The following is a 17,251-nucleotide window of genomic DNA, read 5'->3' as shown; positions in this document are numbered from 1 at the left end:
GCCTCCAGCGACCAGTCGACAGCGACGAGGGTTCACGATCGCTACGCGACCGGGCTCTCTATCCATCCCCACCGTTTGCCTTGATTTCATCTGCTACAATGCCTAGGGTGGTCATATGTGACCACCCTTAGGAGGTTCTAATGTCAACAATCAGCCTGAAGGACGCCAAAGCTGGTTTCTCGAATATCGTAGATCAAGCCGCCGCTGGTGAGTTTGTTACGATCACGCGGCACGGCCGCGCTGCTGCCGTCCTCGTCTCTGTAAGAGCCGCAGAAGCGGCAAGGAAGGCGCTTCATAAAGAGCGCCCTAGCCTCGTCCAGTACCTGAGATCATTCCCGGCCGACATCGATCTTGACGATGATGTTTTCGCCCGAAATCCGGCTCCCTCGCGTGAGGTCGATCTGTGACCGGCTACCTTCTCGATACGAACGCAATTTCGATGTTCTCGCCCTCCAAGGCTACGGCCTCATCGGAATTTGCGGACTGGCTGGATGAGCGGGATCAGCTTAGCGCGGTCTACCTGTCTGCCGTTACCGTGCACGAAATTGAAAAGGGCGTGCGGCTTTTGGAAGCTAAGGGCTCGAAGGCCAAAGCGGCCGGAATCGAGCTGTTCTTACAGGGTTTGATCGCCGGTTATCGTGACAGGATTTTGCCTGTAGACGCGGACGTTGCACGCGAAGGCGGTAAGTTGGAAGCCAAGGCGATTGCGGCTGGTCACAATCCCGGCGCGTCCGATGCCATGATTGCAGGAACCGCCAGCGTTCACCAGCTGACGGTCATCACGGCCAACCTGAAACATTTCCGTCCTTTCGGAATCAAGGTGAGTTCACCGGATCAAGTGATCCGCTAACGGCAAATGACCGGGGAACCCCGTCCCACGCCGGCGTTGAGCGGGCGCAGGACGGAGCAAGGGCGTCCCCTCCGCTCCTCCCGCGCATGAGAAAATGTCTCCCTTCGGCCACGCGAAGCCGCCATTCCCGTGATCAAAGTGCAGGCGTCACATTCCACCAGAGCTTGAGGACAGCCGTTGGGAGCCCGCACCTTCATCGCGCGAGACCCGGATGGCGACCCGATTGCATTTCGGGTGGCAAACATTAGCCGCGCTTTGGGTTAGCCTTTCGCTTGCCGCACCCTTTCCTCACGCAGCCTTGCTGTGCGTCCTTTGCGACTGCTCGAGGTAAGAGTCGAAGGCGGCGGCGACCGCACGAATGACGAAGCGGTGATCCTGCCGTACCTGGATGACGCCGCCTGCAACATCCAGCACGCCGTCTTCGGCAAGCGCAGCGAGCTTGGCGTTGCCCTCGATAAGCGGACGAGCGTCGAAACCGTGGGCCGCGGCGATCGCTCGAATGTCGGCGGTGAAGTCGCACATCAGTCTTTCGATGATCTCAGCCCGCATCCGGTCTTCGCCGGTAAGGCGATAACCCTTTGCGGTCGCCAGGCGGCCGGACGCGATGTGGCGGGCATAGAGGCCGGGTGCCACTTCGTTTTGCACATAGCCTTCCTGCGAGCGGCCGATGGCGGACGCGCCGAAACCGATCAGCGTCTCGCAATTGTCGGTGGTGTAGCCTTGGAAATTGCGCCGCAGCTTTCCGGTATCCTGGGCTCTTACGAGGTCGTCGTGCGGCAGGGCGAAGTGATCGAGGCCGATCTGCCGATAGCCGGCGGCAACCAGCGTCTCGCTGATCGCCATCGCCTGGGCGTTACGGGCCGCACCATCCGGCAGTGCGTTCTCGTCGATCATGCGCTGGTGCTTCTTGAAGGAGGGGATGTGCGCATAGCCGAAGACGGCGAAGCGCTCCGGCCGCATCGCCAGGGCCGCCTTAGCGGTTGCGACGCAGGACCCGACGGTCTGATGCGGTAGACCGTAGATCAGGTCGAAATTGAGGTTTTCGACGCCGGAGCGGCGCAGATGATGAACGGCGTCTGCCGTCTGCGCCTCGCTCTGGATGCGGTTGATGGCTTTCTGGACGACCGGATCGAAGCTTTGCACGCCGAGGCTGGCGCGGGTGACGCCACCGGCGCCAAGCGCTTCCGCCATCTCGACCGTCAGCCGGCGCGGATCGATTTCGACTGCGATGCCGGTTGAACCGGCGAGGGAGAAATGCTCGCGCAACAAATTCATCAGCGCGAGAAATTCCTCCGGCTCGATGATCGTCGGCGTGCCACCGCCGAAATGCACTTCGCCGACCGGAAGCGGCTGACGGGCGCCGCCCGCCACCATCCGGATCTCGTCCTTCAGGACGGCGAGGTAGTCGAGGATCGGATCGTCCTGCCGGGTGATCGTCGTGTGACAGCCGCAATACCAGCACATCGAACGGCAGAAGGGGATGTGCAGATAGAGCGATACGTCTTGCTCGCGCGGTATCGCCGCCAACCATCCGGAATAGGTCTCGTAGTCGATCGTGTCCGCAAAACGCGGCGCGGTCGGATAGCTTGTGTAACGCGGCAGGCGCATTTCGCCGTACTTCTGAAGGATCGAGGCGTGCATGGCGGCTCCTGTGGTCATGTCGGAATTCATGACCCGACTCTAGGCTGCGATGCCGGACCGTTCTTTGCGAAAAGCCAAGTAACGGATGTCTTGCTCAATCCGGAATTTGTTTGCGCTTCGACAAAATGTCGCGTTGCGGCGCCGACTAGTTTTCTCAAGTCCGGGGCGGTCACGCCGCCTTGCCCTGGAGAACTGAACAATGTCGGCGGCGGCGAACGGATCCCTCATGACAACTGCAGAAACGGAATCAAAGCCCTTCATCGACGTCCGGACCATTCCGCCGGTGGAACGCCACCCGAAAATTTTCGGCATGCTGAATGCTCTCGCCACAGGTGGTTCTCTCATTCTCATCAATGACCACGACCCGCGACCGCTCCATTACCAGCTCGAAGCGAGACATCCGGGCGAATTCTTCTGGGAGTATCTGGAGCAGGGACCTGACGTCTGGCGGGTCGAAATCGGGCGCCATGAGGCCTCCGGTTGCGAATGCTGCTGCGGTAGCCATTGAGCCACCGAGTTCCGCTCCTTATAAAAACCGATCACGTGACCCCGATTGCTTCACGTGATCCGGTCAACCAGGTGAATGAAGATGTTCGGGGCCACGCTTTCCCGCTGGACCATGTCCTATTTTGCGGCCGCACTCGCCTTTCTCGTAATTGGCGAGGCGATGATGGTGCTCGGCTACGGATATCCGGCCGCGGCCATTGAGGCGCCCGAGACCCTGGCGCTGGTTCACACGATCGCGCTCGGCTGGTTGAGCCTGCTGATGGCGGGCGCGCTGCTGCAGTTCGTGCCGGTCCTTGTCGGCCGGCCGCTTTGCTGCGCCCATCTCGCCTTTCCCGCGCTGGCGCTTCTTGTAACGGGCATCGCCGGCCTGGTCTTCGGCTTCGCGGGGCTTTCCGGCAGCATCGATCTGCCGCCTGTCGTGCTTCCGGTGGCGGCAGTGCTGACGATAGCCGGCTTTGCCTGTGTCGGAATCCCGTTCGCGGTGACGCTGTGGCGCGCCCGTCCGCTGCCGCTCACCGCGCGGTTCGTCGTCGTCGGTCTCGGCGGCACTGGTCGTAACGGTGCTGCTCGGCGGAACCTATGCCTTTGTCCTTGGCGGCGTGGTGGAGACCAGCGCGGCGATCGCTCTCACATTGGAAGGGGTCTCGCTGCATGCCGTACTCGGCCTTGGCGGCTGGCTGACCTTTACAACGATGGGCGTCAGCTATCGTCTCTTGACCATGTTCATGCTTTCGCCGGATGCCGAGCGTCGCAGCACCAGGATCGTCTGGCTGTCCGGCAGCGCTGCGCTTGGCCTCGTAACGGGCGTCGTTCCGCTCATTCTGACGGGCTCGTTCGGCCGTCTCGCCCTGTTGCTCCTTGCCGCCCTTCTCGGCGTGCTTGCCGTCGTGGTCTATGCCAGCGATATCCTCCGGATCTACCGGCAGCGAAGGAGGCGGGAAATCGAACTCAACGCCCGCGCCGGCATCGGTGCCTTCTGCGCGCTCGCAGCCGCGACCGTTCTTTTCATTGGACTGCTCGTGACCGACCGTATGGAACAGGGTATCGGTTCGCTCGTTTATCTCGTAGCTTTCGGATGGCTGACGGGCATGGGTCTTGCGCAGCTTTACAAGATCATTCCCTTCATGACCTGGCTCGAATGTTATGGTCCGGCGCTCGGCCGCACCCCGACACCGCGTGTTCAGGATCTGGTCGTCGAAAGGCGGGCGCTTGGCTGGTTTCGTGCATTCTATACATCGGTGCTTGTCGCAACCCTCAGTCTCTCGGTCGGTGCGCAACCGCTTTTCCGGCTTGCCAGCCTTTGCCAATTGGTCGCAATCTTGGTGCTTGTCCTTGAGTTCACCCGCGCGCGCCGGCTTTCGAACGTACCCGCCACTCTCCGTTTGCCGACAGGTGCCGTTCGTCCGCACCTTTTCCTGCCGTCCCTTCCGTTGTGGAGACAACCATGACCATTGAACCCCATGCACTTGACGTCCGGCCGATATTGCGTGGCGGCGGTGATCCTTTTCAGGTGATCATGAACGCCGTCGACAACCTCGTTCCCGGACAAGGCCTGAGGCTCATCGCCTCGTTCCGGCCGGTGCCGCTTTTCAGCGTCATGGCCGGGCGCGGGTTTTCCCACCAGGAGGAGGACCTCGGCAATGGCGACTGGGCGGTGCTGTTTACCCCGGAAGGACAGGTCGACGACATCCGCATGTCGGCCGGGGACATGGATCTGGATGGATGGCCGGATCCGGCGCGCCAGCTCGACCTCACCGACCTCGATCCGCCGGAGCCTATGGTGCGCATCCTTGCCGCGCTCGAGAAGATGGAAGTCGGCGAAGTGCTTTTCGCGCTGCTCTCGCGCGAGCCGCTTCTCCTCTATCCCGAGCTCGCGAAGCGCGGTCATCGCTGGGCCGGAAACTTCGATGTGACCGGCGAGGTCTATCGCATCCTCATTCGCGCCGGAAAGCCAGCTCATCATGTCGGCGCCTGATAACGACGAACTGGTCGAGCGGATCCGCGACGCATTGCGAATCGTCATCGATCCGGAACTGGGATCGAACGTCGTCGACCTCGGTCTGATCTATGACATCGAGGTTCAGGAAGGCGGCGTCGTGCGTGTCACCATGACGACGACCGTGAAGGGCTGCCCCGCGACGGCCTTCCTCAAGGAGGCGGTGCAGAACTGCGTCTGGTCGTCCCCGGCGTCGAATATGCCGAGGTGCGGCTGACCTACGAGCCGCCCTGGACGCCGGACAGGATGGCCACGGCGCCGGCGCTTCATCGAAGCGGCAATCCCGCTCAGAGAATGAAGTAGCCCTTCTGCATGGCGACGGCATCATCGAGATGAATGGCAAAATCCGCCTTTCTGTCGCCGTTGACGTCACCATAAATATAGGTGTCGGAGGCCGCGCGGTCGTAGCGTAGCTCGCCCTTGCCGCCGGAAAACGCGGCTGTTCCAACGAAGACAAATGCCTGGTTGCCCGTCACCGTCGTGTTGGCGTCGATCGTCGAAAGGTCGATCCTGTCGGATTGCGAGGCGACGAAATCGTAGATCGTGTCGCGGCCGGTGGTGGCGACGGTCGTTTCCGCAAGCGACTTGAAGAGAAACCTGTCGGCTCCGGTCCCGCCCACCAGCCTGTCGGCTCCGGCGCCGCCATACAGGCTGTCATTGCCGACGCCGCCGTCGAGCAAGTCGTTGCCGCGGTCGCCGCTCAGCGCGTCGTTGCCGGCATAGCCGCGCACTGTGTTGGCGGCTTGGTTGCCGATGATCGAATCGTTGGCCGATCCGCCCAGAACGTTTTCGATCAGCGAGCGCGTGTCGCCATGGTAAAGCAGGGCATTGAAGATATTGCCGCGGGCAAAGCCGTCGTTCGGGCCGCCGCCGAGATAGGCGAGCTGGTCGGCGTTGAAGGTCGAGGCCTGGCCGGGGCGCAAATCGATCTTGAGCCCGGTCCTGTAGGCCGAAAGGTCGTAGGTGTCGTTTCCGCCGCCATCCCAGACGGTCGCGAAAATCCGGTTGGCGCCTGGGGCGATGGCGGTCGCGCCGTTGACCAGCGTGGCGCCGCTGCCCGGTGTCCATTTGTAGACGGTATTGCCGCTGTTGGTCGTGAAGTCGGCGCCGTACATCTCCTGCAGCGCGGCGATGTCGGCCATCATGAAGGTCTGCGGCGCACCGAAGCGCTCGTACCAATAGGCGTTGCCGGAGCCGATGAAGCCGCTGTAGGTCATGACCGAAAATTCGATCGAATTGTATTGCGCGGGCAGCGCCCCGAAGTCGTCGGGATCATGCCCGTGCGACAGGCCAAGGGCGTGACCAAGCTCGTGCAGCAGCGTGTGCCACGCGTAGTTTCCGGCAACGGGCGTGCGGTAGTCGTTGACGGTGCCGGCATAGGCGGTGCCGAACCAGACGTCGCCGGCTTCGGCATAGGTGCCAGGATAATAGGCATAGGCGGTGCTGGGCAGCTTCGACTGCGCGAACCGAACCGACGCGGTGCTGGCGTTGCCAAGCGCGAAGCTGGCGTTGGTGAAGCCCTCGACGGAAAAGCCGTCATTGGCGGCGGAACCGAAGGACTGCTCCATGGCGAAGAGCGCGGCGTTTTTCTGAGCGGTCGACACGGCAGCGAAGCCGCTGTTCTTTTCCCCGCTGTAGCTGTAGCTGCCGGCGGCTGTCGGAAAGGCATAGGTGATCGTGCCGTACCAGGCCGCATTCGAGAGCACTCCATCAATCAGGCTGTTCCCGGTTGGCTTCACAATTTTGATGGATTTGCCCGTTCCGCTCATGCAAATTCCCGATCTTGACGTGATGGCGCTGAGCGCCTGGAAGCTCGCGTCCGGGACAATAGCCGCCGCGAGATACGATTCTCATAAGCCGATCGTTAAAATTGGAGACATTTTTGTGGCCATGCATGGATTATTGAAATCGGTCGGTTTCGCCATCCTCGTGATGGGGATGTCGACCTCCGTGCAAGGCGCAACAAAAGCAGACGGGATAGAGATGCAGAAGCCTCCGGATCCTGAAGTCGCCGTCAGGTCCGAGTTCGAACGGGTGAAGGCGAAGAACACGGTCGAGGCCTATGAACGCTTCATTCGCCGTCACCCGGACCACGCCCTGGCTGAGGAAGCGCGGAAGGCTATCTTGCGACTCAAGCAGTAGCTAACCACCGGCGGGGCGCTGCCGCCGGCGAGAGTCACAGGGGTTCGACGCAGCTTCGAACGGATCTCAGGCTGCGCCGCGCGGTGAGCGGCGGTTACACGCCAGCATCGGCCCGTATTCCAGGATAAACAGCGTGAATGCGCATATCCACAAGGTGCCCGATGCGGCGGCGAGCACGTGGTAGTAGGTCGGCACGATTTCTGCGAGAGGCCGCAGCAGCGCCGCGCCTATGATCGCCACGTAGGATGCGCTGGTGATCGGCGACGCCGTCAGCGGCCGGCCGGTGTGTCCGCGGCTTGCGCGGGTCATCACCGCCAGCATCATACACGCGATGACGCCGACGGCCAGGATGTGCAGCACCGGATATTCCCCGACTGCGCCAAGCGCGCCTGCGGCAATCCCGGCGAATCCCAGCGGCACGAAGGCATAGGCGACGTGCAGCACGACGAGCAGCTTCTCGGGATAAGTCGTCCAGCCGCGCCAGCGAAGCAGGCGGGCCATGTGCAGCACGGATGCGATCGTCGCGATTGCGGCGGTGAGCACATGTTCCGGCGTCAGCACCCACGAAGCGAGCGCGGCAATGCCCGTCAGGATGGTGGCCGTGTCGAAGCGATTATAAGGTGTCGGAAAATCGCTGCGGCCGAACTTGTTCAGCCAGTTGCGCGTGAAGCTCGGCAGTATCCGTCCCCCGACGATCATGATCAGCATGACGTATGCCCCGATCGCCAGCCTTGCAAACGTATCGACATTGGCGTTCGCCAGCACGGCGAGATGGAAGTGCACGTTGGCGCAGGACAGAAGCACCAGCCCGCCGACGACCTTCAGGTCCTTCCATTTGCGCCCCGCGATCACTTCACGGGCGCAGATCGCGAGTAGCGTCGGAAGAAACAGTGCCTCGATCACAGCCGCCAGCATCAGGCCGAGCAGATCGGTTGCGAGGAGCGCCAACCGGCCCGCGACCCAGAGGCCGAAGAGCCCAGCGAGCGGCAGGCCGGATACGGGAAGCCTGCCGGTCCAGTTCGGTACCGCGGTCAGAAGAAAGCCTGCAAGCACGGCGGACGAGAAGCCGAACAACATTTCATGGGCGTGCCAGTGCGCGGCGCCATAGCCCCCCGCGATGTCGATGCCGGTGCTCAGCCCCGCGACCCACGCGGCCATCGCGCCGATCGCCCAGAGACCGGCGCCGAGAAAGAATGGTCTGAAGCCATAGGAGAAGAGAACGGGCCCGGTGGTGGCAAGCCCGCGCGGGATGCCGCCAGGGGGCGGCGATTTGCTGCGCATATGAAACATTGTCCGATCCTGTCTGCGGGATCCCGACCGATATCGGGATGGCACCGAGTACCATGGGGGGAGGTCCATTCTTTGCGAAAACGCAAGTATTGGGGCGCTTTGCTGATACGCAAGTATTGGTGAAGGTGCGACAAAGTGCGCACGTGAATTCTCCAAAATACCCAAGCCAACGGGAAACGTTTGTTCCAAGACAAAGATGTCGATGGGATTTGGTTCTACTTGGAATACGAACGCTGAAAAAGCAGCGAGCAAAGCAACGGTGAGCCGGCCGAGAGGTATTGGCGACCGTAACACGTTGAATATCGGCTTGATCTTTCGGCAGCCAATCCCGGCGCCGTGATCATGCTCAAGGAGAGCGATGATGAGTGAACAGCTTCAGATGACTCGCAGGACGGTTCTTGCCGGCGCGGCTTTTGCAGGCGCCTTGACGCCACTCTTGCAGACGGCGACGGCGCAGGCGGCGCCTGCAGCCGCGGCCACCGCGCCGGTCGACATTTCGACCTTGCCGCGCGTGAAGGTGGATCTCGTTACCCCGCCGTTCGTCCATTCGCATGACCAGGTGGCGAAAACCGGCCCCCGCATCGTCGAATTCACGATGACCATTCAGGAAAAGAAGCTGGTGATCGACGGCGACGGAACGGAAATAAACGCGATGACCTTCAACGGCTCGGTCCCCGGCCCGCTGATGGTCGTCCACGAGGGCGATTATGTCGAACTCACGCTGATCAATCCGGACACCAACACGCTGTTGCACAATATCGACTTCCACGCCGCGACCGGCGCGCTCGGCGGTGGCGGCCTGACGAAGGTCAATCCCGGCGAAGAGGCGGTTCTGCGCTTCAAGGCAACCAAGCCGGGCGTGTTCGTCTATCATTGCGCGCCGGAAGGCATGGTGCCCTGGCACGTCACCTCGGGCATGAACGGCGCAATCATGGTGCTGCCGCGCGACGGCCTCAAGGACGAAAAGGGCCAACCGCTCACCTATGACCGCATCTACTATGTCGGCGAGCAGGATTTCTACGTGCCACGCGACGAGGCCGGCAACTTCAAGAAATACGAAACGCCCGGCGATGCCTACGAAGACACGGTCAAGGCCATGCGTACGCTGACCCCGACGCACGTCGTCTTCAACGGCGCCGTTGGGGCGCTTACCGGCGAGAACGCGCTGACGGCTGCCGTCGGCGAACGGGTGCTGATCATCCATTCGCAGGCGAACCGCGATACGCGGCCGCACTTGATCGGCGGACATGGTGACTACGTCTGGGCGACCGGCAAGTTCCGCAACCCGCCGGACCTCGATCAGGAGACATGGCTCATCCCCGGCGGCACGGCGGGCGCGGCCTTCTACACATTCCGGCAGCCCGGCATCTATGCCTACGTCAACCACAATCTGATCGAAGCGTTCGAACTCGGCGCGGCCGGCCATTTCAAGGTCACCGGCGAATGGAACGACGACCTGATGACGTCGGTGGTCAAACCGGCATCGATGTAAGCTGATACTTACGAAGTGCCGCCGCGGGGCTGCCAGATCTCCCGCGTCGGCTATGACAAGTGTCCCATCCGGAAACCAAGCCATGAGCAAGAAGAACCGGAAAACCTCGCCGTCGATCCTCTCGCTGACTGTACCGGCGGCTCTGCTCGTCGCGCTCGGCGTCACACTGTCGGCGAAACTCGGCCTGTTCGATCCGGTGGGGCCGGTCTCCGGCCTTGCGATCAAAGGGCCGGAGACCGTCGTCATCGGGCCAAGGCAGATGCGCTATCGCGCCGAGGGGCACTTCCTGAAACGCGGATTGGCCGTCGACGCGCCTCTGGTCGATGCCGCGCTCAGGGCACCCTTCGCGATCACCAAGTACCAGGTGAGCCACGGTGAATATCGCCGTTGTGTCGAGGATGGCGCCTGCGAGGCGTCGGAGGCCGCAAATGGCGGTAAGGACGTCCCTGTCACGGGCGTAAACTACAGCGATGCAGAAAACTACGCCAAGTGGCTTACGGCACAGACGGGACAGGTCTGGCGGCTTCCGACCGACGAGCAATGGGCCTTCGCCGCCGGCAGCAAATTTCCCGACGATGCGTTGGGGATAGATGCCGAAAGCGGCAATCCGGCGCTCCGCTGGCTCGCCGACTATGAGCGTGAGGCGAGCCGCGAGAAGTCGCCCGATCCGCGGCCCCAGCCGCGCGGCACGTTCGGCGAGAACGAATACGGCGTGGCGGATGTCGGCGGCAATGTCTGGGAATGGACCAGGACCTGCCATCGCCGTGTGACGATCGGCGAGCACGGCGAGGTGCTGAAGGAACAGCCCGCCTGCGGCATCTATGTCGTCGACGGCAAGCACCGCGCGTCGATGAGCTTCTTTGTGCGCGAGCCGAAGAGCGGCGGTTGTGCCGTCGGCGTTCCGCCGGACAATCTCGGCTTCCGCCTGGTGCGCGACGATCGCTGGTATGCCCGGTTGCTCTATGCCTTCGAACGTCGTCGCGAGGGTGCGGTATGACAGCGCACATGCCGTCCCGGGCCGGCCGTTGAGGCCCGCGCGGACGACGGGCAGTCCTTTGTTGCTCAGGTGCTGTATGATATAGCAGCCGCCATCTCGGAACGGCAGATGACAAGGAACGACGTGGCCGCGCTCGACCGAACACTCGTAAAATCACTCCCATTGTTTCAGAAGATGAGCGACCAGGAGCTCGATCAGTTGCTGGCCCACGCGACCGTCCGGCGCGTTCCGCAGAACGAGGCGGTGTTCGAGCAGGGGGGTACGGCGGATTTCTTCTACCTGCTGCTGCATGGACGCCTGAAGGTGACCCAGGTCACGCGGGACGGCCAACAGATCATCGTTCGCGTCGTCAATCCCGGCGATCTCTTCGGTTTTGCTCGCGCCCTTCAGCGCAACGATTATCCCGGAACCGCGACGTCGGCGACCGAAAGTCTAGTGCTTGCCTGGCCGACGGAACTCTGGAACGTCTTTGTCGAGATGAACCCGCACCTCGCCGTAAACGCCATGCATACGATCGGCCAACGGCTGGATGAGGCGCATACCCGAATCCGGGAAATGTCGACCGAGGAAGTCGAACGGCGGGTTGCGCATGCGGTGCTGCGGCTTGCCGACAAGGCCGGCCGACGGGAGGAGAGCGGGGTGCGCATCGATTTCCCGATTTCACGGCAGGATATCGCCGAAATGACCGGCACCACGCTGCATACCGTTTCGCGGATTTTAAGTGCCTGGGAAGGACGGGGGCTTGTCCAGGGCGGTCGGCAGAAGCTCGTCCTGTGTGACATCCCCGGCCTCAAGCGTTTGGCCGAGCAGGCTGAAGAAAGACAGTTTCACGCAAATCGGGGGCGGAACACTCCGAAAGAGCACCCTTCAACTTGACGGCTTGGTTGCCCGGATTGCGTAGCGGTGCTGGCTCTTGCGTGCGAGCGCCTTGAAAAAATTCCAGTTTCTCGCCTGCGTCCGATGGATTTCGCTGAGATCGGTATCGATCTCGACGTCGACGAATCCGACCTTGCGCAGGAGTTCGGCCACCTCCTCGGCTCGCGCGCCTTGCGAGAAGTGGACGCGGGAGAGGATGCTCCTGTGGGTCTCCATCATCTCGCGCGAACCGGATGGCGTGTCAGCCCTCAGAAGCCCGGCGCGCTGGCCCCAGGCGCTGAGCTTTGAGAAAAGCCGCTCCAGTGCATTCGTGTTGACGAAGTCACCGTCGACGACAAGCAGCGTGCCGCCCGGTTTCAGGACGCGCAGCCACTCCGCAAAGGCCGCGGCCGGGTCGACCAGCGTCCAGACCAGATGCCGGTTGACCACCGCGTCGTAGTGCTCGTCCGGCTCCATCGTGTTTTCGGCATCGCCCATGCGAAACGAAATCTTGCGCCGGCGCTCGCGCGCCTTGTTGCGCGCCTGCTCGAGCATGGGCTCGGCCCAGTCGAGGCCGGTCACCTGGAAGCCGAGATCATCAAGCAGGTGCGAGACAACGCCCGTGCCACTTGCGAGATCCAGCGCCATGCGGCCTTCGCCCTCTCCGAGATGGTGCCGGATCAGCCGGTGCCACGCCGCGCGCTCTTCCTCGGAGAAAATTTCGTGCCCGGGAGAAAGGTCGAAGGTTGCCGCACGTTCCGACCAGTAGGCCTTGATTTCGTCGCGAAGATTATAGTTCCGCCGCTCTGCCACGTCGCTCATCCCGATCCCCTAAATCGCAGGTTTGGAAGCGTTCTAAAAGATAAATGTTGACTGATAAAGTCATGAAATATTAGATCGCCACAATTTTTTAGCGGAGCGAAGAACGATGAGGCTTTTCAACAGGGTGGCCACCGCCGCCATGGTTTCGTGCGTCCTTTTTACGGCCCCGGCTTTAGCCGAAACGGTCAAGATCAGGGACGTCACCGGTCGGGACGTCGAGGTCGAGGTGCCGGTCAAGCACGTGATCCTCGGCGAGGGGCGCCAGATCTATTTCCTCGCCGCGCTCGACCGGGAAGAGCCGTTCAAGCGCGTCGTTGGGTGGCGCGACGACCTGTCAAAGGCCGACCCGGAAAGCTATGCCGCCTACCTCGCAAAATACCCCGACATCGCCAAGCTGCCGGCTTTCGGCGGCATGAAGGACGGAACCTTCGACATAGAACAGGCCGTGGCTCTGAAGCCGGACGTCGTGCTCATGAATGTCGACGCCAAGACAGCGACGGAGGAGGCCGGGTACATCGAAAAGCTCGGCAAGGTCGGCATTCCGCTCGTCTACGTCGATTTCCGCGAGAAGCCGATGGAAAACACCGAGCCGAGCATGCGCATTATGGGCAAGCTCATCGGCAAAGAGGAAAAGGCCGAGGAGTTCATCAAGTTCCGCGCCGACAACATCGCCAGGGTGACCGACGTGCTCGCCAAGGCTGACGCGAAAAAGCCGCTCGTCTTCGTTGAACGCGCAGGCGGTTATTCCGACGATTGCTGCATGTCCTTTGGCAATGAGAATTTCGGCAAGATGGTCGAACTCGCCGGCGGCGTGAACATGGCGAAGGACATCATCCCGGGCACGTTCGGCACGGTCAATCCGGAGCAGATCATCGCCGCCAACCCGGATCAGATCATCATCACCGGTGGCAACTGGCAGGGTTACGTGCCGGGTGGCGCCTGGGTCGGTGTCGGCTATGGCGCCGACGAGACGGAAGCACGCCGGAAGCTTGAGAATCTCACCAAGCGTGCGGCCTTCACCGGCGTGACAGCCGTCAAGGACAGCAACGTCCATGCCATCTGGCACCAGTTCTACAACAACCCCTATCAGTTCGTCGCCGTCCAGCAGATCGCCAAATGGCTGCACCCGGACCTTTTCAAGGATCTTGATCCCGAGGCGACGTTCAAGGAACTGCACGAGCGCTTCCTGCCGCTGCCTTACAAGGGTGGCTACTTCGTCTCGCTGAATGTCGGTCAATAAAGGATCGGGCGCCGGAGGGAAGGGGCCTCCGGCGCGCCTGTCACGAGGGTTGCATATGTCGCTCTTCAAGAAACTTCTCCCGGCGCTGGCCGCCCTAGCCGTGTTCATCGCTGCACCTGCGATGGCCGCGGAAATCACCGATGTCACCGGCCGCCGGATCGAGCTCGAACTCCCGGCCAAGCGGGTGCTGCTCGGCGAGGCGCGGCAGATCCACGTGGCAGCGGCGCTGAGGGGCGAGCATGTCTTCGACACGATCGTCGGGTGGCGCGATGACCTGATCAAGAAGGATCCGGATTCCTACGCTGCCTATCGCGAGCGCTTTCCGGCGATCGCGGACCTGCCGCTGTTCGGCTATATACCGAGCGGCGACTTCAGCCTCGAAGCGGCAATCGCCCTGAAGCCGGACGTGCTGACGCTGAACCTTGAAGCACAGCAGGCGGTCGAGGAATCCGGCTTCATCGAAAAGGCGGCCGCCGCCGGTATCGCCGTCGTCTTTCTCGACTTCCGCGTCGACCCGGCGAAGAACAGCGTGAAATCCGTCGAAATCCTCGGCGCGCTTTTTGGCGCGAAGGAACGCGCGAAGGAATTCATCGCGTGGCGTGGGGCCCAGATCGCGCTGGTGACCGACCGTCTGGCGGCAGCCGGCGCGATCAAGCGCCCGAAGGTCTTCATCGAACGTTCGCCCGGCATCACCGGCGAAACCGCCTGCTGCAGGACGTTTGGGCCTGCCAATTTCGGCGAGATGGTGGAAAAGGCGGGCGGCCACAATATCGGCTCGGATGTGACCACAACAAACTTCGTCGATCTCAACCCCGAACAACTCGTCGTCGCCGATCCGGAGCATGTGATTGTCACCGGCAGCAACTGGGCGGCCGAGTCCGACATCAACCAGTTCGTCAATGTCGGCCGCGGCGCCGAACCGGCGGCGGCCCGGGAAAGGCTGGCGGCTCTGATGCAGCGGCCGGGCTTCACGACGCTCAAGGCGGTGAAAGAGGGCAGGGTGCACGCCGTTTGGCACCAGTTCTACGGCGCACCCTATGAGTTCGTGCCGATCCAGCAATTTGCCAAGTGGTTCCACCCGGAGCTTTTCGCCGACATCGATCCGGACCGCACCTTCCGCGAGTTTCACGAAACATTCCTGCCGATCGCCTACCGGCCCGGCTATTTCGTTTCGCTTCGGCAAGGGGGTGAATGATGGTTGCGGCTGTGGGAGAATTCTCCGCTGTCGAGGGGCGCGGGCGTTACCGCGCCCTCGTCCTGCGTCGGTTGCTCTTGATCTCTTCTCTCGTCACGGCGCTCTTCGTGTCGGTCGCGGTCGACATGGCGCTCGGGCCGGCGAACTATCCGCTCGCCGATGTGCTCGCGGCCCTGTTCCGGCCGGAGACGGTCGGCGACCAGCTTCGCGTGGTGATCTGGGACATCCGCATGCCGATCGCGCTGATGGCGGTCACCGTCGGCGCGTCGCTCTCGGTGGCGGGTGCGCAAATGCAGACGATCCTTGCCAACCCGCTGGCGAGCCCTTTCACGCTCGGCATTTCCGCCGCCGCCGGCTTCGGCGCAGCGCTCGGCCTCGTCGCCGGCGTGGCGATCTTTCCAGTCGCCGTTCACTACATGGTGCCGATCAACGCCTTCCTAATGGCGATGGTGGCGGCACTCTTCATCCACTTCGCCTCGACCATGCGCGGCGTGACAGTGGAGACGATCGTACTCCTCGGCATCGCCCTCGTCTTCACCTTCAATGCGGCTTTGTCGCTGCTTGAGTATCTGGCGTCGGAGCAGGCGCTTGCCGCTGTCGTGTTCTGGACCATGGGAAGCCTCACCAAGGCGACCTGGCCGAAGGTCTGGATCACTGGCGCAGTGCTCCTCGTCGCCGTGCCGCTCTTTGCGCGCCATGCCTGGGCGCTGACGGCGCTGAGACTTGGCGACGACAAGGCGGCGAGCTTCGGCATCGATGTCCGCCGCCTGCGGCTCGAAACCATGCTGACGGTCAGCCTGCTTGCGGCAATCCCCGTCTCCTTCGTCGGCACCATCGGTTTCGTCGGTCTCGTTGGGCCGCATATCGCCCGCATGCTGGTCGGCGAGGATCAGCGCTTCTTCCTGCCGGCGTCCGTTCTTTGCGGTGCGCTCCTGCTCTCGGTGACGTCCGTCGTCAGCAAGATGCTGATCCCCGGCGCGGTGCTGCCGATCGGCATCATCACGGCGCTCGTCGGCGTTCCCTTCTTCTTCGTCCTGATTTTCACCAACAGGAGACGCTCATGGTAGCCCTGACGCTGGAAAAGCTTGGCGCGACATACGGTCGGCGCGTGGTCCTGTCCGACGTCAATACGGGCATGCTGCGGGGTGGTGGCCTGACTGCCGTGATCGGTCCGAATGCCGCCGGCAAATCGACGCTCTTCAAGCGCATTGCCGGGCTCGCTGGCGGCCCCGGCCTCGTTCACCTCTCCGATACGGCGAAGGGGCCGGAGGCGATCTGTTATATGCCGCAGGACACCGGGGCGAATGCAGTGCTGACCGTTTACGAGTCGGTCCTGCTTTCAGCGAAGCAGGGATCCTCCGGCTGGAAGGTCAAGGACGGCGAGCTTGCCGAAATCGATCGTGTGCTCGCCGCACTCAGGATCGATGACCTGGCATTCCGCGGTCTTGGCGAACTTTCCGGCGGTCAGCGCCAGCTCGTCTCGATCGCGCAGGCGCTGGTGCGCAAGCCCGAAGTCTTGCTGATGGACGAGCCGACATCCGCGCTCGATCTCTTCCGCCAGATCGAGGTGCTCGGCTTCATGAAGCGGTTGTCGGCGCAATCCGGGATGGCGGTGCTGATCGCGCTTCACGACCTCAACCACGCGCTGCGCTATTGCGACGACACCATCGTGATCAGCAACGGATCGGTGATCGCCAGCGGCGCGACGCCGGACGTGATCACGGCCGCGATGCTGAAATCCGTCTATCGCGTCGAAGCCCGCGTCGAGGCCTGCTCCATGGGCCGCCCGGTCGTCATCGTCGACGATTCCATCCAGGCCGCCTGACAGTCGGCCGAGACCTAAATGCTGTCCGTCCGAGGATCGCTGCCGCCGCAGCGATCGACCCGGTTTGCCGCTGGGACGGGAGCGATTGTCGCCGGGGATGTCATCGGCGGTACGAAAGCAGTCCGGCAACCGCAATGCCCGTTTCTGCAACACGCTCGACGGTCAGCTTCATAGTAAATCTATCTGCAAACTGATTTGAATTCTTGCCGCCGGAATGGGCTTGATCTATATAATATATATCTAAGATGCCTACAGCGTCGCGCGTCTTATCAGACGCGCTAAGGTCGCTGTAGCACTTTGAATTGCTGCATGTTTTTGTCCTTTAATCGGCTACGATTAAAGGCAACATGCAGAAAGGGAACGTCTGGGCCGTCACGATGCGCGGCGTGTTGGGCGCTA

Annotated in this window: 17 protein-coding genes and 2 pseudogenes; 14 read left to right on the top strand and 5 right to left on the bottom strand. The window is 62.3% G+C overall.

What is annotated here, in order from left to right:
* Positions 1 to 140 precede the first annotated feature (140 nt).
* The gene (locus GHK62_RS15210) at positions 141 to 407 is read left to right on the top strand and encodes a type II toxin-antitoxin system Phd/YefM family antitoxin (protein WP_153439976.1); all 267 of its coding nucleotides are present in this window, start codon (positions 141 to 143) and stop codon (positions 405 to 407) included.
* Positions 404 to 850: a type II toxin-antitoxin system VapC family toxin gene (locus tag GHK62_RS15205; protein WP_184108605.1), complete on the top strand. Its 447-nt coding sequence runs from the start codon at positions 404 to 406 to the stop codon at positions 848 to 850. Before GHK62_RS15210 ends, GHK62_RS15205 begins: the two co-directional genes overlap by 4 nt.
* Positions 851 to 1,138: 288 nt before the next feature.
* Here GHK62_RS15205 and hemN read toward each other — a convergent pair whose 3' ends face one another.
* Positions 1,139 to 2,491: an oxygen-independent coproporphyrinogen III oxidase gene (gene hemN, locus GHK62_RS15200; RefSeq protein WP_153439975.1), complete on the bottom strand. Its 1,353-nt coding sequence runs from the start codon at positions 2,489 to 2,491 to the stop codon at positions 1,139 to 1,141.
* 226 nt (positions 2,492 to 2,717) lie between these two features.
* Here hemN and GHK62_RS15195 point away from each other — a divergent pair, with 226 nt between their 5' ends.
* Positions 2,718 to 2,999 carry a DUF2249 domain-containing protein gene (locus tag GHK62_RS15195; RefSeq protein ID WP_153439974.1) on the top strand — a complete coding sequence of 94 codons (282 nt, stop codon included), beginning with the start codon at positions 2,718 to 2,720 and terminating at the stop codon, positions 2,997 to 2,999.
* 63 nt (positions 3,000 to 3,062) lie between these two features.
* On the opposite strand, the gene GHK62_RS34305 is transcribed toward GHK62_RS15195, so the two are convergent.
* Positions 3,063 to 3,320 carry a hypothetical protein gene (locus GHK62_RS34305; protein ID WP_234886913.1) on the bottom strand — a complete coding sequence of 86 codons (258 nt, stop codon included), beginning with the start codon at positions 3,318 to 3,320 and terminating at the stop codon, positions 3,063 to 3,065.
* Between GHK62_RS34305 and GHK62_RS15190 the strand changes: the two are divergent.
* From GHK62_RS15190 to GHK62_RS15180, 3 genes and pseudogenes are all read left to right on the top strand, one after another.
* Positions 3,213 to 4,446 (top strand): annotated as a pseudogene (locus GHK62_RS15190) (hypothetical protein). The gene GHK62_RS34305 and the pseudogene GHK62_RS15190 sit on opposite strands and share 108 nt — an antisense overlap.
* Positions 4,443 to 4,973 carry a DUF2249 domain-containing protein gene (locus GHK62_RS15185; RefSeq protein ID WP_153439973.1) on the top strand — a complete coding sequence of 177 codons (531 nt, stop codon included), beginning with the start codon at positions 4,443 to 4,445 and terminating at the stop codon, positions 4,971 to 4,973. The pseudogene GHK62_RS15190 and the gene GHK62_RS15185 overlap by 4 nt, the downstream one beginning before the upstream one ends.
* A pseudogene (locus GHK62_RS15180) lies at positions 4,960 to 5,297 on the top strand (metal-sulfur cluster assembly factor). Before GHK62_RS15185 ends, GHK62_RS15180 begins: the two are co-directional and overlap by 14 nt.
* Here the strand turns inward: GHK62_RS15180 and GHK62_RS15175 are convergent.
* The gene (locus GHK62_RS15175) at positions 5,282 to 6,763 is read right to left on the bottom strand and encodes a M10 family metallopeptidase (RefSeq protein ID WP_153439972.1); all 1,482 of its coding nucleotides are present in this window, start codon (positions 6,761 to 6,763) and stop codon (positions 5,282 to 5,284) included. The pseudogene GHK62_RS15180 and the gene GHK62_RS15175 sit on opposite strands and share 16 nt — an antisense overlap.
* Between GHK62_RS15175 and GHK62_RS33590 the strand changes: the two genes are divergently transcribed.
* Positions 6,666 to 7,136 carry a hypothetical protein gene (locus GHK62_RS33590; protein ID WP_167528247.1) on the top strand — a complete coding sequence of 157 codons (471 nt, stop codon included), beginning with the start codon at positions 6,666 to 6,668 and terminating at the stop codon, positions 7,134 to 7,136. The two genes, GHK62_RS15175 and GHK62_RS33590, sit on opposite strands and share 98 nt — an antisense overlap.
* 66 nt (positions 7,137 to 7,202) lie before the next feature.
* Here the strand turns inward: GHK62_RS33590 and GHK62_RS15165 are convergent, their stop codons facing one another.
* Complete coding sequence (locus tag GHK62_RS15165; RefSeq protein ID WP_167528261.1) at positions 7,203 to 8,426, bottom strand: NnrS family protein; 1,224 nt, start codon at positions 8,424 to 8,426, stop codon at positions 7,203 to 7,205.
* A 361-nt stretch (positions 8,427 to 8,787) separates the two neighbouring features.
* On the opposite strand from GHK62_RS15165, the gene nirK reads away from it, so the two are divergent.
* From nirK to GHK62_RS15150, 3 genes are all read left to right on the top strand, one after another.
* On the top strand, positions 8,788 to 9,918 hold the full coding sequence (nirK, locus tag GHK62_RS15160) for a copper-containing nitrite reductase (protein ID WP_153439971.1): 1,131 nt from the start codon (positions 8,788 to 8,790) through the stop codon (positions 9,916 to 9,918).
* Between the two features lie 82 nt (positions 9,919 to 10,000).
* Entirely contained in the window at positions 10,001 to 10,915 is a 915-nt protein-coding gene (locus tag GHK62_RS15155; protein WP_153439970.1) for an SUMF1/EgtB/PvdO family nonheme iron enzyme, read from the top strand.
* Positions 10,916 to 11,023: 108 nt separating this feature from the next.
* On the top strand, positions 11,024 to 11,791 hold the full coding sequence (locus tag GHK62_RS15150; RefSeq protein ID WP_234886904.1) for a Crp/Fnr family transcriptional regulator: 768 nt from the start codon (positions 11,024 to 11,026) through the stop codon (positions 11,789 to 11,791).
* On the opposite strand, the gene GHK62_RS15145 is transcribed toward GHK62_RS15150, so the two are convergent.
* Positions 11,783 to 12,592, bottom strand: a complete 810-nt coding sequence (locus tag GHK62_RS15145) for a class I SAM-dependent methyltransferase (protein WP_153439969.1) — start codon at positions 12,590 to 12,592, stop codon at positions 11,783 to 11,785. The genes GHK62_RS15150 and GHK62_RS15145 overlap by 9 nt on opposite strands.
* A gap of 106 nt (positions 12,593 to 12,698) precedes the next feature.
* Between GHK62_RS15145 and GHK62_RS15140 the strand changes: the two genes are divergently transcribed.
* Genes GHK62_RS15140 through GHK62_RS15125 form a run of 4 tightly spaced genes read left to right on the top strand, consistent with a single transcriptional unit; the run spans position 12,699 to position 16,852 of the window.
* A complete protein-coding gene (locus tag GHK62_RS15140) occupies positions 12,699 to 13,832 on the top strand; it encodes an ABC transporter substrate-binding protein (protein ID WP_153439968.1) in 1,134 nt (377 codons plus the stop codon).
* A 55-nt stretch (positions 13,833 to 13,887) separates the two neighbouring features.
* Positions 13,888 to 15,027 (top strand): ABC transporter substrate-binding protein, encoded by a 1,140-nt coding sequence (locus GHK62_RS15135; protein WP_153439967.1) that lies wholly within the window; start codon positions 13,888 to 13,890, stop codon positions 15,025 to 15,027.
* Positions 15,024 to 16,094 carry a FecCD family ABC transporter permease gene (locus GHK62_RS15130; RefSeq protein WP_153439966.1) on the top strand — a complete coding sequence of 357 codons (1,071 nt, stop codon included), beginning with the start codon at positions 15,024 to 15,026 and terminating at the stop codon, positions 16,092 to 16,094. Before GHK62_RS15135 ends, GHK62_RS15130 begins: the two co-directional genes overlap by 4 nt.
* Positions 16,088 to 16,852, top strand: a complete 765-nt coding sequence (locus GHK62_RS15125) for an ABC transporter ATP-binding protein (RefSeq protein WP_153439965.1) — start codon at positions 16,088 to 16,090, stop codon at positions 16,850 to 16,852. Before GHK62_RS15130 ends, GHK62_RS15125 begins: the two co-directional genes overlap by 7 nt.
* Positions 16,853 to 17,251 lie beyond the last annotated feature (399 nt).

Origin of the sequence: Sinorhizobium terangae (assembly GCF_009601505.1) — a bacterium.
Lineage (GTDB): Bacteria > Pseudomonadota > Alphaproteobacteria > Rhizobiales > Rhizobiaceae > Sinorhizobium > Sinorhizobium terangae.
Note: the sequence above shows the minus strand (reverse complement) of the source record. Positions and strands in the feature narration are given on the sequence as shown.

What these genes read in the sequence shown, in the direction of transcription:
- GHK62_RS15210 (WP_153439976.1), top strand. Translation starts at nt 141, where the DNA reads ATGTCAACAATCAGCCTGAAGGACGCCAAAGCTGGTTTCTCGAATATC.
- hemN (WP_153439975.1), bottom strand. Translation starts at nt 2,491, where the DNA reads ATGCACGCCTCGATCCTTCAGAAGTACGGCGAAATGCGCCTGCCGCGT.
- GHK62_RS15195 (WP_153439974.1), top strand. Translation starts at nt 2,718, where the DNA reads ATGACAACTGCAGAAACGGAATCAAAGCCCTTCATCGACGTCCGGACC.
- GHK62_RS34305 (WP_234886913.1), bottom strand. Translation starts at nt 3,320, where the DNA reads ATGGGCGCAGCAAAGCGGCCGGCCGACAAGGACCGGCACGAACTGCAG.
- GHK62_RS15185 (WP_153439973.1), top strand. Translation starts at nt 4,443, where the DNA reads ATGACCATTGAACCCCATGCACTTGACGTCCGGCCGATATTGCGTGGC.
- GHK62_RS15175 (WP_153439972.1), bottom strand. Translation starts at nt 6,763, where the DNA reads ATGAGCGGAACGGGCAAATCCATCAAAATTGTGAAGCCAACCGGGAAC.
- GHK62_RS15165 (WP_167528261.1), bottom strand. Translation starts at nt 8,426, where the DNA reads ATGTTTCATATGCGCAGCAAATCGCCGCCCCCTGGCGGCATCCCGCGC.
- nirK (WP_153439971.1), top strand. Translation starts at nt 8,788, where the DNA reads ATGAGTGAACAGCTTCAGATGACTCGCAGGACGGTTCTTGCCGGCGCG.
- GHK62_RS15155 (WP_153439970.1), top strand. Translation starts at nt 10,001, where the DNA reads ATGAGCAAGAAGAACCGGAAAACCTCGCCGTCGATCCTCTCGCTGACT.
- GHK62_RS15150 (WP_234886904.1), top strand. Translation starts at nt 11,024, where the DNA reads ATGACAAGGAACGACGTGGCCGCGCTCGACCGAACACTCGTAAAATCA.
- GHK62_RS15145 (WP_153439969.1), bottom strand. Translation starts at nt 12,592, where the DNA reads ATGAGCGACGTGGCAGAGCGGCGGAACTATAATCTTCGCGACGAAATC.
- GHK62_RS15140 (WP_153439968.1), top strand. Translation starts at nt 12,699, where the DNA reads ATGAGGCTTTTCAACAGGGTGGCCACCGCCGCCATGGTTTCGTGCGTC.
- GHK62_RS15135 (WP_153439967.1), top strand. Translation starts at nt 13,888, where the DNA reads ATGTCGCTCTTCAAGAAACTTCTCCCGGCGCTGGCCGCCCTAGCCGTG.
- GHK62_RS15130 (WP_153439966.1), top strand. Translation starts at nt 15,024, where the DNA reads ATGATGGTTGCGGCTGTGGGAGAATTCTCCGCTGTCGAGGGGCGCGGG.
- GHK62_RS15125 (WP_153439965.1), top strand. Translation starts at nt 16,088, where the DNA reads ATGGTAGCCCTGACGCTGGAAAAGCTTGGCGCGACATACGGTCGGCGC.